The sequence below is a fragment of the Pedobacter sp. 05T44 genome (assembly GCF_056395985.1).
Genome location: NZ_JBFTKO010000022.1, coordinates 14,342 through 30,487, shown reverse-complemented (window position 1 = coordinate 30,487; position 16,146 = coordinate 14,342). Strand labels below are relative to the sequence as shown.

The 16,146-nt window shown below is 39.6% G+C and carries 8 protein-coding genes; 7 read left to right on the top strand and 1 reads right to left on the bottom strand.

Annotated elements, in window-relative coordinates; translation table 11 throughout:
• Positions 1-98 precede the first annotated feature (98 nt).
• The 5 genes from AC1DDK_RS23415 (at position 99) to AC1DDK_RS23395 (ending at position 9,423) form a co-directional block, all read left to right on the top strand.
• Positions 99-677 (top strand): RNA polymerase sigma factor, encoded by a 579-nt coding sequence (locus AC1DDK_RS23415; protein ID WP_337718222.1) that lies wholly within the window; start codon positions 99-101, stop codon positions 675-677.
• A 134-nt stretch (positions 678-811) separates the two neighbouring features.
• A complete protein-coding gene (locus tag AC1DDK_RS23410) occupies positions 812-3,175 on the top strand; it encodes an ABC transporter permease (protein ID WP_477634097.1) in 2,364 nt (787 codons plus the stop codon).
• 98 nt (positions 3,176-3,273) lie between these two features.
• Positions 3,274-4,437: a FecR family protein gene (locus tag AC1DDK_RS23405; RefSeq protein WP_288883926.1), complete on the top strand. Its 1,164-nt coding sequence runs from the start codon at positions 3,274-3,276 to the stop codon at positions 4,435-4,437.
• Between the two features lie 43 nt (positions 4,438-4,480).
• On the top strand, positions 4,481-7,879 hold the full coding sequence (locus tag AC1DDK_RS23400; RefSeq protein ID WP_288883927.1) for a TonB-dependent receptor: 3,399 nt from the start codon (positions 4,481-4,483) through the stop codon (positions 7,877-7,879).
• Positions 7,880-7,890: 11 nt separating this feature from the next.
• A complete protein-coding gene (locus AC1DDK_RS23395) occupies positions 7,891-9,423 on the top strand; it encodes a RagB/SusD family nutrient uptake outer membrane protein (protein ID WP_477634096.1) in 1,533 nt (510 codons plus the stop codon).
• Between the two features lie 131 nt (positions 9,424-9,554).
• On the opposite strand, the gene AC1DDK_RS23390 is transcribed toward AC1DDK_RS23395, so the two are convergent.
• A complete protein-coding gene (locus AC1DDK_RS23390; protein WP_172660277.1) occupies positions 9,555-10,823 on the bottom strand; it encodes an ROK family protein in 1,269 nt (422 codons plus the stop codon).
• A 384-nt stretch (positions 10,824-11,207) separates the two neighbouring features.
• Here AC1DDK_RS23390 and AC1DDK_RS23385 point away from each other — a divergent pair, with 384 nt between their 5' ends.
• Both AC1DDK_RS23385 and AC1DDK_RS23380 read left to right on the top strand, forming a co-directional pair.
• Positions 11,208-12,497, top strand: a complete 1,290-nt coding sequence (locus AC1DDK_RS23385; protein WP_477612341.1) for a Gfo/Idh/MocA family oxidoreductase — start codon at positions 11,208-11,210, stop codon at positions 12,495-12,497.
• 49 nt (positions 12,498-12,546) lie between these two features.
• Positions 12,547-16,008, top strand: a complete 3,462-nt coding sequence (locus AC1DDK_RS23380; RefSeq protein WP_337718226.1) for a 3-keto-alpha-glucoside-1,2-lyase-like domain-containing protein — start codon at positions 12,547-12,549, stop codon at positions 16,006-16,008.
• Positions 16,009-16,146 lie beyond the last annotated feature (138 nt).

Below are 16,146 nucleotides of genomic sequence, written 5' to 3'. Positions count from 1 at the left end.
GAATATATTAATTACTTTAGAATTTTATTTGTCGAATACCTCTCTGGATATACTTCTATGGTGTAACCGCTATCTAAACATTAAACTTTACTGTTAAAATGATTGTAGAGCATAACAATGATGCTAGCCTTTTACTAGAAATGAAATTCGGGAATCAGCAGGCCTTTGAAACTTTGTACAACAAGTATAAAGGATTGCTCTATGTGCATGCTTATAGGAAACTTAAGGATAGAGAGCAGGTAAAAGATATTATTCATGAGATTTTTCTGAGTTTGTGGGAGAAAAAGACCACTTTGGATATAAAAGGAGAGCTATCCTCGTACCTATTTAAGGCGGTTAGGTATAAGATTATTGATACTATTGACAGAAGCTCTACAGCCGAGCAGTACATTAGTCATTTTCAGTCTTTTATTGAGAGTTATCCATCGCAAACAGATCATCGGGTAAGAGAAAAAATCCTGACATCGATAATTGACAAAGAGATTGCGAATTTACCCACAAGGATGCGCGAAGTGTTTGAGTTGAGCAGGAAAGAAAATTTGACTCATGCAGAGATCGCCGAAAGGTTAAACATATCTGAGCAAAGTGTACGTAGCCATGTTAAAAATGCCTTGCGTATATTAAGAGTAAGGCTAAGTACATACTTGCCGTTCTTGCTGCTTTTGTTTAATAAGTAATTTCTAAGGATAGTCTCTCGTTCAGAATTGAACACCTGCTGTTCACTACCGTACATCCTGGAATCTATAATTTGCTTTATTGTTCTTTAAATGAGCTTGTTTAAATTTGGCATTGGCTTGGTATATTGCAGTGCATGGATAAGCTTAGTTTAAAAATTGCCTGGAKGAACCTTTGGAAAAATAAGGGTTTTACATTAATTAATCTCGGAGGATTGGCTATTGGTTTGGCCGCATCTCTGTTATTGTTGCTTTATGTGGCTAATGAGTGGAAGTTTAACACTCAATATAAAGATGCCGAAAACATCTATGAAGTGAAAACCAATTTTCTGGATGCAACGGGTAAGGTATTTGGTACCACTGGTGTTTCTCCAAATGCGCTCCCTTTGGCCATGAGATCAGAATTAGCAGGAGTGAAAGCAGCGGCATTTATAACCTGGCCAAGTCAAACCTTACTAGTCAACGGTACAACCAGCGTGAAAGTAGATAACCGCATAGCTGAGCCGGATATTCTTAAAATATTGAGTTATAAATTCATCAGCGGCAGCGCAGAAACTGCTTTTTCAAAACCTAATTCCGTTATCCTTACCAGCAATACGGCAAAAAGGCTTTTCCCTAATACCTCTGCCATCGGCAAATCTCTCAAATTCATGAATTTTGCGAATCTTACTGTAACGGGGATTATAGAAGACCTGCCGGAAAACATGAGCTACAGGTTTGAGAGTCTGGTATCGACCAATGAAAATGTGGGTATTTTTCCCAAGGCCATGCAATKGGATAATTATTCTTTTTACACATTACTAAAGTTAAACCCAGGGGTTAATGTCGATGATTTTAATAAGAACATTAGCAATTTCTTAAACCAACACAGCAATAAAGAAGTTACCTCAATCTTCATTTATCCATTACTTAAAAGCAATCTATACGGAGACTTTATAAACGGGAAACCAGCGGACGGAAAGATTGGGCAAGTACGCATCTTTATTGGTCTGGCCATCGGAATCCTGATCATTGCCTGCATCAATTTCATGAACCTTGCTACGGCAAAGGCTGGTAAACGTGCAAAAGAAGTGGGCATTAAAAAGGCAATGGGAGCTGGAAGGGGCTCATTGATTCATCAGTTTTTGCTGGAAGCCATTCTGATGGTATCATTTAGTTTCATTTTAGCAATTACAATTGTTGAGATCAGCTTGCCACTGTTCAATAACTTGTTACATGTGAACCTTACCCTGCAATCCTTAGGCTTTACAAACTGGCTCTATCTCTGTGTTGTTGTTTTCATTACAGCACTTTTGTCGGGCAGCTACCCGGCTTTTTATTTATCCGCTTTTCAACCCGTTGATAMTGTAAAGGGATTGATCAGGCAGAATGGATCTTCGGTGACTTTGAGAAAAGCCCTTGTTGTAGTTCAATTCAGTTTTGCGGTTCTGCTTATCACCGGTACAATTGTGGTTTATAATCAACTTCAGTACCTCAGAAACAGGCCAATGGGCTACAACAGTACCTCGCTGGTAGAAATGCCAATGGAGGGGATGTTGTTCCAAAATTATGATGCGCTTAAAAACCGTTTGGTACAATCTGGGGCAGTGCTTTCTATGTGTAAAACCACTGCGAGCATCTCTACGCAAAACTCTGTGACCAGCGGGCTCGAATGGGAGGGCATGCTACCTGCAGATAAATCCCTGAGATTTAACCAGATCATTACCACAAATGATTTCAGCAATACTACAGGCGTAAAAATGGTCATAGGGCGTGATTTTAGCAAAGATATTGCTTCAGATAGTTCTGCAATTATGCTGAATTCCAGTGCGGTTAAAGCTATGAACCTGCAACAGCCCATTGGTAAAAAGGTGCTCTATGAAGGAATACGAAGGACTGTAATTGGTGTGTTTGAAGATATCATCTGGGCTGATCCTACCAAAAAGGAAATGCCTATGGTAGTGGCATGGGGACCCTTTTTGCCAAACGTGATTACGATGCGTTTGAACAGTGCAAGAAGTACCAAAGAAGCTTTGGTAACCATCACTAAGATCACGAAAGAGATGAACCCCGTTTATCCGGTGGATCTGGAATTTGTGGACAGCCTTTATCAGGAGAAGTTTGAAAGGGAACGTGTGCTTTCTATACTTTCTAATTTGTTTGGCGGGTTGTCTATTTTTATATCTTGTTTGGGGTTGCTTGGGCTTTCGGCCTATAGTGCAGAGTTGCGGACTAAGGAGATTGGTATTAGAAAAGTACTAGGTGCAAGTCATGTAGGCATTGTTAATTTGCTGAGCTGGAACTTTGTAAAAATGGTGTTGATTGCTATTTGTATAGGCCTTCCTTTAAGCTATTACCTGATGAATATCTGGCTATCTAAATTTGATTTTCGAACTGAGATCACAGGGTTCATGATGTTCAGCTCAGCTGGATTCATTGTTTTGATTGCTTACCTGACCGTGAGTTATCAGGCGGTTAGAGCTGCATCAGCAAATCCTATAAATGCAATCAAATATGAATGATGTGAGTTAGCCATCTCATCATCCTGAATTTATTTCAATTTTTATTACCCCCCTGCGCCTTACTTGGCCGACTATAGTTTTAAGAAGCATTAAAAACTATGGCTGGCTCAGAATTCGATGCTAAAGCATTGATAAAAAAATATAAGGAAGGTATTTGCTCAGATGAAGAAAAACTGCTGGTAGAGCATTGGTATGAAAATATCAATGACAGCGGTTTTGATTTGGATGAGCAATTGGCCGAACATGATCTGGCAAGTGTGTGGACGCGCTTGCAAACGGATATCACCGATAAGCCTTTACAAAAAACAAAGCATACTATTTCCTACATTTTACGGATTGCCGCAGTGATTTTACTGTGTGCATTCCTGTGTGGTGGTGCTTACTACTTTATTTCTTATAATAAGCCTCTTAAAGAAAACAATGAAATAGCAGATAAGCCGATGGATGATGTTGCTCCGGGTGGGAACAAAGCAACATTAAAACTTGCCAACGGTAGTATTATTGTTTTAGATAAGGCAGGAAATGGAGTATTAGCAGAGGAATCTGGCCTGAAAATAACAAAAACAGAAGATGGTAAAGTTGTTTACAGCCAGTCAAATGGCAATGCAAGTGGGAATAACGAAGTAGGCAAGAATGTGATTGCCACCCCTCGCAGCGGTCAGTATCAGGTAACGCTGCCCGACGGGACCAGAGCGTTGTTGAATGCTGAATCATCCATTACCTATCCAGTGCTTTTTGCAGGTAATGAGAGGCGGGTTGACATAAGTGGCGAGGTTTACTTTGAAGTAGCAAAAGATAAAAAAAGACCTTTCAGGGTGTTTGTAGACAACATGAAAGTAGAGGTTTTGGGTACCCACTTCAATGTTTCTGCTTACAAAGAAGATAAAGACATTTCTACAACCTTATTTGAGGGTTCACTTGATGTGATCAAGGGGGCTGATAGAACACGACTTGTGCCGGGCAGATTGGCGAGATGGAATAAAAAGAAAGAAAATCTGGAGAATTTGCCTGCCGATTTGGAAGAAGCCATGGCCTGGAAAAATGGTGATTTTGTTTTCAATAAAGAGAATATACAGCTTATTATGGTGAAGCTTTCTCGCTGGTATGATGTAACTGTTGTGTATAAGGGTAATATGTCGGGACTGAACTTCAGTGCAAAAATATCTCGTAAAAGTACCATTTCTGAGGTACTTGAACTATTTCAGCTAACAGAATCAATGAAATACAACATTAAAGGAAGGGAGGTCACAATTAGCAATTAAGTACTATCTGAATCAAACCTATTAACCTTAAACCAAAACATTCATGAAAATTGATCTAACCTATAAACCGCCTTCTATATTATTTAGAAGGCTAATGAGAATATTATGTTTATTACTGATACTATTAACTGCCCAGATCACAGCTTCGGCATATGCACAAAGAATCACCCTTGCTGAAGAAAATGCCTCTCTGGAAGTAGTATTAAAAAAAATAAGTAAACAATCTAACTACGATTTTGCCTTTAATTCGGACATGCTGAAAGATGTAAATCCGGTAAATGTGAAATTAACCAATGCAACCCTTAAGGAAACACTTGATGCTGTTTTTAAAGACCAGCCGCTTACCTATGTGATTACCAAGAATACGGTTGTTGTAAAGAAAAAACTTGCTAAAAAAACTGCTGCTATTATGCAGGAAAGCGCTATGCAGGTATTAATATCTGGAATTGTAAAAGATTCAAAAGGCTTGCCCTTGCCGGGGGTAAGTGTAAAAGTAAAAGGGGGAACTGCCGGCGCTGTTACGGGAAACGACGGAAAATACAGCATCTCAGTTCCTGAAGATAATGGGGTTCTGGTATTTAGTTTTGTTGGATACACCACTCAGGAAATTCCTGTATCCACAAATAAAACCATTGATGTTACACTTTTAGAAGACACGTCTGCACTGCAGGAAGTAGTAGTGGTAGGATATGGTACCCAAAAGAAAGTGAATTTGACCGGAGCTGTATCTTCTGTTGACTTTACCAAGGAAATGGATAACCGGCCTATTACAAATGCTTCGCAGGCATTGTCGGGCAAGGTAACCGGCGTATGGGTAAGTCAGAATTCGGGATCTCCGGGCAGTGACGGCGCAACATTAAGGGTTCGTGGATTTGGAACGTTAAATAACACAAACCCTTTGATTTTAATTGATGGAGTTGAAGGAAACTTAAATGAGCTGAATCCCAGCGATATTGCCTCTATGACGGTGCTTAAAGATGCTGCATCATCTGCCATTTATGGTTCAAGGGCTGCAAACGGGGTAGTGCTGGTAACTACAAAAAAAGGCAGTTATGATTCGCCTTCCCAATTATCTTACAATGGATATTATGGGGTTCAGAAACTGGGCCGTCGTTTTGATATTATAGACAATAGCGCGGAGTTTATGGGGATATGGAACAAAGCAGTGGCCAATAATGGTGGCGACCCGCTTTTCCCTCAGGAAGTGATTAGCGCTTTTGAAAATGGGACAGATCCTTTTCTATATCCAAACACCAATTTCTTTGATGAAGTTTTTACCACCGCCCCAATCCAGGAGCATAATGTTTCTGTAAAGGGTGGCTCTGAGCGTCAGAATTATTATTTGTCGTTTAATTATATGGATCAGGATGGTATAATTAAAGAAACTGATTCGAAGAGATTTGGGTTAAACCTGAACATGAACAGTAAGGTGAATAAGTGGATGGAGATAGGAGGAACGGTACAGGCAACCAGAAAAATTACGCAAAGGCCATATGATGAAATTAGCCGGGTGATGTACCTGATGCAGAATGGGGGGTATCCATTTACTGCTCCATATACCCGTGACGGCAAATTCGGTGCAACGCAGGCGCTTTATTTAAGCGGGCCAAACAAAGGTCAGCCAATAGTGGATACGAGGAACCCATTGCCTGATATGTATAACGGGCGCACACAATATGCAAACAACTTTATAAAAGGGAGTTTAAATGCTACCATTAAGTTTACCCCTGAACTTACGTTTAAGTCGCTTTATTCTGGTCAGTTTAATAACAACAGGAGAGATAGATTTAATCAGTTAAATTATGCATATACCGATAGTGGTATTAAGACAAGTGTTTTGGATTATCCTTCGACCATCAATAACTCGAGAACGAATGATGAGCAATTTTACTGGGCCTTTTTTAATACGCTTGATTTTAATAAAACATTTAATGAAGTGCATAACGTAACTGCCGTTGTGGGTATGCAGGTAGAAGAGAATCAGTTAAAAAATATGCTGAGTCAGCGGTCGGGACCTCCTAAAGAAGGCTTGTCTGAGGTAGATGCGGGTACTTTTAATCCGCTTGCTAATGGGAATACGACAGAATGGAGGATGCAGTCTTATTTCGGCAGGATCAATTATAACTTTAATGAGAAGTATTTGTTAGAGGCCAATTTAAGAGCCGATGCATCATCGAGATTCAGTGCTGGCAACAGGTGGGGCTTTTTTCCTGCTTTTTCTGCCGGATGGAGATTAAGTGAGGAGCGCTTTTTAAAGGATTTTAAAGCGATACAGAATTTAAAAGTAAGGGCTTCGTGGGGTCGTTTGGGGAATCAGAACATTAATGCAATTGCCGGAGATTATCCATATCTGTTATCCCTTACTCAGAATTATGGTTCTAGTTATAACCTTGGCGGTGCCTTGGTGCCGGGTGCAGCCATTACTGCGCTGGTAGACCGTAGTATTTCGTGGGAAACCACTGAGAGTACCAACATTGGTGTTGATTTTACGATGTTTAGCGGAAAGCTAAATGTTGAAATGGATTATTTTACTAAAAAAACATCAGATATTTTAGTGCGGTTGCCCATCCCTCAGATTTTAGGCGGAGTGAGTGCACCGGTAGAAAATGTGGGTAGGATGACGAATAAGGGATTTGAAACATCAATCTCCTATCAATCCAGAAACGGAGATGATGCATTTAACTATAGGGTTGGCGGAAACCTGACCTATGTAACCAATGAGGTAACTAAATTTAGAGGTGGGAAATCTCCTGATCAACTATACCTTATCCGTGAGGGTTATTCATTTCAATCGCTTTATGGCTTTAAATTCCAAGGTGTGTATCAGACAAATGAAGAGGCAAAGCAACATATGTCGAACAATGCTTATACGCCTACTGCCGGAGATTTGAAATATGAGGACGTAAATGGTGATGGTCGTTTGGATTATCAGGATAAGCAATCATTAGGTAATACAATTCCTAAGTTCACCTTTGGTTTAAATCTTGGTTTTAGCTATAAAAGCTGGAATTTAGATGTGGTAACTACTGGGGCTGCAGGTGTTAATGCTTTTACAAAAAGCAGATGGGCCGAGCCTTTGGGGATATCGGGCGGTGTAATTACCGAGCGTTGGAGAGATGCGTGGACACCTGAAAACAGGAGCAATACATTGCCTCATATTAAAGTAAATGATACGTGGAACAGGTATGAGTCATCGTTCTGGGTATCAAATCTTTCCTATTTTAAAATTAAAAATATACAGCTGAGCTATCAATTGCCAAAAAAACTGATAAACAGTTTAAAAATGGGTGGAATAAGTGTATATGCTAATTTCCAAAATTTACCTGCATTTGTTTCGGGTGATTATGAAGGGTTTGACCCGGAGAGAAATACGTTTGATGATGGCGGCGGCCTTTATCCAATACCCTTTATCAGTACGTTAGGTGTCAATTTACAATTTTAATAAGAGAAATTATGAAACGTATAATTAGTTTATTGTCGGTTATTCTTGTGTTCTTCTCTTCTTGTACTAAAGACTTTTTGGAGGTTACACCGGAAGATAGAATTACAGAGGATAATTTTTGGAAAAGCGAGGGGGATACTTACCTGGCACTTTATGGAGTGTACAATACTTTGCAGAGCAGGCATGTTTATGGCTATGGTGGCGGACTGGACGCTGCATCTCCAAATGCTTATCAGTGGGCACATTGGGAAGGAATGGAAATGCAGGTGGGCAACGGTACTATACAGCCCGGTGATGCAGGAATTGTAATTGAGCGCTGGAGAGATTGCTATAAGGGCATTAACAGAGCCAATTATTTTTTAGATAATGTAGATAAAGTTCCGATGCCCGATGCTACCAAAGAGGTAATGAAAGGCGAGGCTTACTTTTTGAGGGGCGTATTTTATTCGCTGCTGGTAAACACTTATGGTGGTGTTCCGATTTTTACCAAAACGATTTCTGTTGAGGAATCAAGAAATCTTGAGCGTGCCGATCTGGAAACATCGTGGGCTCAGGTGCATGCTGATTATGACGCTGCTATTGAAAGGTTGGATGTTGAAGCGCCGATAAAAGGCAGGGCTACTAAGGGAGCTGTGTATGGAATGAAGATGCGTGCTTATTTGTATCAGAAGAAATGGGATAAAGTAGTGGAGTACGCTGATAAAATAACTGCTTTGGGTATTTATAATCTGTTTCCTAGCTATTATGGCTTGTTTCAGGTGGCAAATGAAAATAACCAGGAAGTGTTGTTTGATGTGCAGTTTATGAGTGGCCCTTTTTCGCAGGGGAGTATATTTGACAGGTACTGGCAGCCTCAAAATTTGAAGTATGGTATTATTGGATCGAATTCTGTGGCACCTGTTCAAAATCTGGTTGATGCTTATGAAACGTTGGATGGTTCGCCGGTTAATGCTGCGGAACCGTACAAGAATAGAGATCCGAGATTGGATTTTACGATTTTAAGACCCGGAGCGTATTTTCAGGGGCAGTTGTATCCGGTTGAAATAAAGAACCATACTGGGCAAAAGGTGGGCTTCGGAATAAGGAAGTATACCATAGAAAACATGGAGGTAATTGCATCTGAATCGCCTTTGAATTTTATTGTTTTAAGGTATGCTGATGTGTTATTGTCTAAAGCTGAAGCTTTGATTGAGGGTCAGAATAAGAATATTCCTGAAGCTATTGCGCTGATTAACAAGATCAGAAACGGAAGAACGGATGTTAAGTTGCCTGCTTTGTMGACAGGATTAGGTTTAGAGGAAGCGAGAGAGAAATTACATAAAGAACGCCGGATTGAGCTTGCATTGGAAGGTTTGTATTGGGATGATGTTAGGAGGTGGGAAATTGGTCCTAAGATTTATCCACAGCAGGTAAAAGGAGCAAATGGGGAGTTGATAGATACGAAATTTGCGAATGGGTATGATCTGATTAGAAATCAGCTGCTGCCGATTCCGGACGGGGAAATTTCTTTAAACCCTAAGTTGATTCAGAACAAGGGGTATTAAAGTGCGGTAGTAAAGTAGGGCGGTTGTATTGAGGCATTCGTCATCCTGAATTTATTTCAGGATCCCGGAATTGTAATTCAAAACMTGCTTAAACKAGATCCTGAAGTAAATTCAGGATGACGAGCGGTTTATTAAACAGAAAGCCGGGACTTTGATTTTCCGGCTTTCTTAATACAAGCCTCCAAAAAATGATCAATACCTGTTGTAGCATAACCCAAAAGCCTTGAGTTTTCGCCAAGTTCAGATGATACAATTGTTGTTCTCTCTCTGATTTGCGTCATGCAATATGTATTAATTGCCTGTTGCATCGGCAGGGTGATGTATTGTTTGGCCTCGGCAATTTTCCCGCTTAAAATAATCAGTTCCGGATTAAACAACTGAATAAGTACAGCAATTCCCTTTCCCATATAAGTGCCAATATTAGATAGTAGCTGGATGGCATATTGATCGCCTTTATTTGCTGCTTCTATAATTACATCAGGTTCAATCCTTTGTAATTCTTCGTTAGAGAGTTTATTGAGCATAGAGTTTTTGCCCGATAAAATACCTTCTTTTGCCATTTCTGATAAAGCATTGCCCGAAGCGATGGTTTCCAGACAACCGTGTTTGCCGCAATAGCACAATGCGCCATTCTCTACAAAAGGGATATGGCCTAACTCTCCTGAAAAACCACAGGCACCTTTTCTTAATTTCCCATCCATTATAATTCCTAATCCAACACCCCAATCCATTAACAGAATCAAAGCATTTTGTTTACCTTTTGCCATTCCATGTGCAAATTCTGCCATTGATGATCCATTTACATCGTTCTGTATAATAACGGGTAGTTTCAGCGTGGTTTCAAATGCGGCCGTTAAAGAGGTGTTTTCCTGATCGCTAAGAAAATAACTATAGCTTTTGCCTTTTTCGGAATCAATTAAGCCGGGCATGCCAACACTACAACCAATTAGTTGGTCGTTGGTAATGTTTTGAGCTTTTAGAATACCCTCTACATGTGTACTTAAAATACTAAAGAAATCGGATCTGCTGCTTTTTGAGATGGGCAAAGCGATGGTTTTGGCATCAACTATATAGTTATAATTGTTATCCATAACTGCTATTTTGGTATGAAATAATTCAATATCAATGCAGAGGATCAGGATTTTTCTATCCCTTAAGCCGTATAAATCGGGCTTTCTGCCACCCATAGATATTCCGTAGCCTTTCTTTTCTACCCATTCTTCGTCAGTTAAATTAGTAATGAGTTTTAAAATACTTGGAGTACTCATGTTCATGGTATCACATAATGCAGAAACTGAACTTGGCCCTAAATTAAAAAGATGTTTCACAAGCTGATATTTATAGATCAGCTGCTTATCGCGTGTTGGTTTTGTTATGTTATTTAATAGACGAAGATCCATAGCTTTAATTACTCTATTTCGTTAAATATAGATAACTTATGTTAAAAAATCACAAAAGTATTTTTAATACGTAAATAAATTAATAATGTTTTGTGTTTTTGACAATTTCTCGCTAATATTAACAATGCAAGTATTCGATTTAGCAGTGCCTTTGGAGGTATTAAAAATTGAATACCCATACAACCATATATATTAACCTTGAAGAACCATAAAAAAAATGAATCCAACAGTCAATATTTAACCGGTATTTGACTCTGTACCAAATATGAGCCCGACGAACTTACTGCGAGTTAATTCTAACTGTGCGGTGATATGTTATTTTAGTGAAGCTCTGATATATGAAAACAATACAATTGAATATATAATTCACACATAAATGAAAATATGAAGCCTAAACAACCTAAAGAACCAGAAAACCAAAATTCGAGAAGAGATTTTATTAAGAAATCGGCTGTAGGACTTGCCGCATTTACTATTGTGCCAAGATATGTACTTGGAGGAACAGGATTTATTGCACCAAGTGATAAGCTTACCAAGGCTGTAATAGGCGTTGGCTCAATGGGACGTGGTCATTTTACATATGATGGAACTCAGGTAGTTGCTGTTTGTGATGTTGATAAAAGGCACCTTGATTTGGCAACATCTATGCTGGATAAAGGCGTTAAAACATTTAGCGATTATCGCGAACTGATTAAACTTCCTGAAGTTGATATTGTACACATTGCTACTCCGCCTCACTGGCATGGAATTATGGCAGTTGATGCTGCAAATGCAGGTAAAGATGTTTGGTGTGAAAAACCAATGACCCATACTATTGGAGAAGGTAAACGTGTAATGGAAGCTGTTCAAAAACATGGCAGAATGTTCCGTTTAAATACCTGGTTCCGCTTTAAAGATACTTTTTATGGAATGGGTACAACTGTAAAACCAATTAAGAAGTTGGTTGACAGCGGATTGTTGGGCTGGCCTTTAAAGGTTACTGTAGGTAAACATACAGGTTATGATTGGAAGTTTTACTGGGTAGGTAAGGATCACCTTGAGCCTCAGCCGGTACCTCCTGAATTGGATTACGACAGATGGCTTGGCCCTGCGCCTTATAAACCATATAATGCACACAGGGTTCATCAAACCTTCCGTGGTTACTGGGATTATGATGGTGGTGGCTTAAGTGATATGGGACAACATTATATTGACCCTATCCAGTACTTTTTAGGTAAAGATGATACCAGTCCGGTTTCTGTTGAAATTGATGCTCCGCAACAACATACTGATGCTGTTGGAATATGGAGGAGGATAACTTATACTTACGCTGATGGTTGTCAAATCATTTTAGATGGCGAAGGAAAGGATACTAACGTGCCTTACATTGAAGGACCTAAAGGTAAATTATACCCGGGCTTTAAATCGGATATTCCGGATTTAGAGCGTAAACTGGCCGCTTTCCCTGATCCGACACCACAAATGACCGACTTTGTTGAATCTGTTAAAACCAGACAGAAATTCGCTTTAAATGAAGAAAATGGACATCGTTCATGCAATATCGTTAACATCGGTTTAATTGCCTTGAGGTTGGGCCGTTCGTTAAAATTTGATCCGGTAAAACAAGAGTTTATTGATGATGAAGGCGCTAACAGATTAATTAACCCAGTAATGCGTGTACCTTTTACTATTTAATTAAGCAGTTCATTTAAACAATTCAGATTAACATTTTACACATATCATAATGATAAAAAAGATATTCTTTATCCTGTTGGCGGTTGTAATGCTGCAAGATGTGGCAAACGGACAGGCAAAAAAAGACGAACGAACCGTAACTACCCGCATTGCTGATTTACTTGCCCAGATGCCTGCGGCTGATGCTGAGCTATTTAAAAATAATGTAAACGACATAGCCAATCTTGGAGAAGAGGGTTATGTAACTTTAATAAGTGGCCTTAGCGCCCCAGGTAAAGGCAATAATTCATTAATTGAGTATACTGTTGGCGGATTTTCTGCTTACATCACTCAGAATGGAAAAGAAGACTGGAGAAAAATGGCGGTTGCTGCTTATTGCAAAGCCTTAGATAAATTAACTGATAAACAAAATAAATCGTTTATCATCAGTCAGTTTGATTTGGTTGGTAAAGATGACGCGGTTTCTTGTATACAAGGGTATTTAACTGACGACCAACTGGCAGATCCTGCGGCACGAGCTTTGGTTAAAATCAATACTCCGGCTTCGAAAGCAGCTTTATTGGCTGGCCTGGCAAAAGCGAACGGTGCTGCCAAACTTTCGATTATAGAATCGTTAGGCGACAGCCGCTTTAAAGAAGCCGCTCAGCCTATCAATGCTTTGGCATCCGATGGCGATGCAAATGTTGCTAAAGTAGCATTGTATGCACTTGCTTATATTGCAGATCCTTCGTCTGAAGCTGTATTTGCCGCTGCTGCTGATAAAAGTGGATTTAAATATGAAAACACTAATACTGCCGCAGTTTACCTGATCTACGCAGAACAATTGCTTAAAAATGGCAATAAAGAACTTGCTGAAAAAATTGCTAAAGATATAGCTGGCAAAGTAAACACTGATGAATTGGTAGGTGTGCGTACCGGTGCTTTAAAAGTATTGGTTGAAGCAAATAAAGACAATAACCAGGAGCTCCTTTTAGATGCTGCAGGCGATAAAAATGCTGAATATCGTGCTGCTGCTTTGAAATTTGCTGTACCATATGTAACCTCAGCTTCGACACCTCTTTGGGTTAAGAAATTAGGTAAAGTTGATGATGATGGAAAAGCCGGTATTTTAAGTATGCTTGGCCAAAGTGGTGCTAAAGAAGCTTTACCAGCGGTAATTAAGTTGCTTAAAAGTAAGAATGAGACTGTAAAGCTAGCTGCAATAAATGCTGCTGTTAATATTGGTCAGGACCAGGTGCTTGATGATTTGCTTAAGTTGGCAAGCAAAGGTGATACTGCTAATGTGACTGCGGTTTCTAACGCCATTCACAGAATGAAAGGAACAGGAATTACCGAAAAGATTGCTGCTGCTATTCCATCTGCGAAACCAAATGTACAGGTTGCATTAATCAATTTGCTTGCTTCGCGTGCTGCAAACGGTCAGTTAAATACAGTTTATGATCAGTTAAAAAGTAAAAATCCTGAAGTACAACAAGCTGCATACGCTGCTTTAAGTCACGTTGTTGTGAAAGAGAATTTACCTCAATTGTTTACTTTATTGAATGAAAGCTCTGGAGCTCAGGAAACTGCTGTACAGGAAGCTATTATTGCTGCAGTAAGTGGTGGTGGTGACAATTCACAACAGGTTGATGCAGTACTACAACAAATGGCTTCGGCACCTGAAAACAAGAGATTACTTTTCTACAAAGTTCTGGCAAGTTTAGGTGGCGAGAAATCGTTAAAGGCGGTTACTGATGCTTTTGCATCAGGTAACGAGCAAACTCAAAAAGCTGCGTTAGACGCATTGTCTGCATGGGTTGATGCCAGTGCAGCTCCTGAATTAATTAAGATTGCACGTGAGACTAAAAATACTGCTTTCCTGAATACTGCTATCAACGGATACCTGCGTTCGGTTAGAGAAGGTGTTTATCCTGCGGAGCAGAAGTTGTTATTACTTCGCAACGCGATGGCTGTGGCTCAAACCAATGAGCAAAAACAACAAATTTTAAAAGATGTTGAGCAAGCTAAATGTTTCAATGCAATTGTTTTTGCCGGTAAATATTTAGATGATGCTGCTTTACAGCAAGCTGCTGCAAATGCAGTAATGAACATTACACTTGCCGGAACATATAATGGTGACCTGGTTAAAGGTTTGTTAAACAAAACCATCGAGGTAATAACCGGTGGTGATAGTGGCTATCAGAAAGAAGGAATGCGTAAATACATTTCGGAAATGAAAGCAGGTGAGGGTTTTGTGTCTATGTACAACGGAACTGACCTTACCGGTTGGAAAGGTTTAGTGGCAGATCCGATTAAGCGTTCTAAAATGGATACTAAAACGCTTGCTGCTGAGCAGGAAAAAGCTGATGCCGAGGCACGCGATAGCTGGAAACCTGTTAATGGTGAGCTTCAGTTCATGAGTCATGGAAATAACCTTGCTACTGTTAAAAAGTATGGTGATTTTGAAATGCTTGTTGACTGGAAAATTATTGATGATAAAAAAGGAGAGGGTGATGCCGGTATTTATTTGCGTGGTACTCCACAAGTTCAAATCTGGGATAATGCCCGTACAAATGTAGGTGCTCAGGTTGGTTCTGGTGGCTTATACAACAATCAGGCTAATGAAAGCAAGCCACTTAAAGTTGCTGACAATAAACTTGACGAATGGAATACCTTCCGTATTTTGATGAAAGGTGATCGTGTTACCGTTTACTTAAACGGTGTATTGGTAACTGATAACGTAATCCTTGAAAACTACTGGGACAGAAGCCTTCCGATTTTTGCTGAAGAGCAAATCGAATTACAAGCACATGGTTCGCCAGTTGCTTATCGCGATCTTTACATCAGAGAAATCCCTCGTGCAAAACCATTTGAGTTAAGTGCACAAGAGAAAAAAGAAGGTTATAAAGTGCTGTTTGATGGTACAAACATGCACAGTTGGACAGGTAACACAGTTGATTATACTATTGAGGATGGAAATATTGCGATTCGTCCTAAACCAGGAAAAGGTTCAGGTGGTAACTTATTTACTAAAGAGGAATTTAGCGACTTTATTTACCGTTTTGAATTTAAATTAACTCCAGGTGCCAATAACGGATTGGGCATTAGAGCACCTTTAGAAGGTGATGCTGCTTATACAGGTATGGAACTTCAGATTTTAGATAATGAGGCTCCAATATATAAAGACCTTCATGTGTATCAGTACCATGGTTCTGTATATGGCACTTTACCAGCAAAAAGAGGTTTCCTTAAACCAGTTGGCGAATGGAATTATGAAGAAGTTGTCGTAAAAGGCCCTAAAATTAAAGTGATCCTTAATGGTACCGTAATTCTTGATGGCGACATTACTGAGGCTAGAAAGAATGGTGCTGCAGATGGTAAGGAACATCCGGGTTTATTACGCGACAGCGGCCACATTGGTTTCCTTGGACATGGCTCTCCTGTAGAATTCAGAAACATAAGAATCAAAGATTTAAGTAAAAAAGAGTCGGCTAAAGCCCCTGCAAGCAAAAAAGCTGCAGCTAAGAAATAGTAGGATTTCTATTTTTAGCTTTAATCGATCGTCATCCTAAATTTATTTCAGGATCTTGCAAGAGAAAGTCGGACTAGCAAGTGAGAGATCCTGAAATAAATTCAGGATGACGAGCAAACTGAGGATGACGAGTAGAAA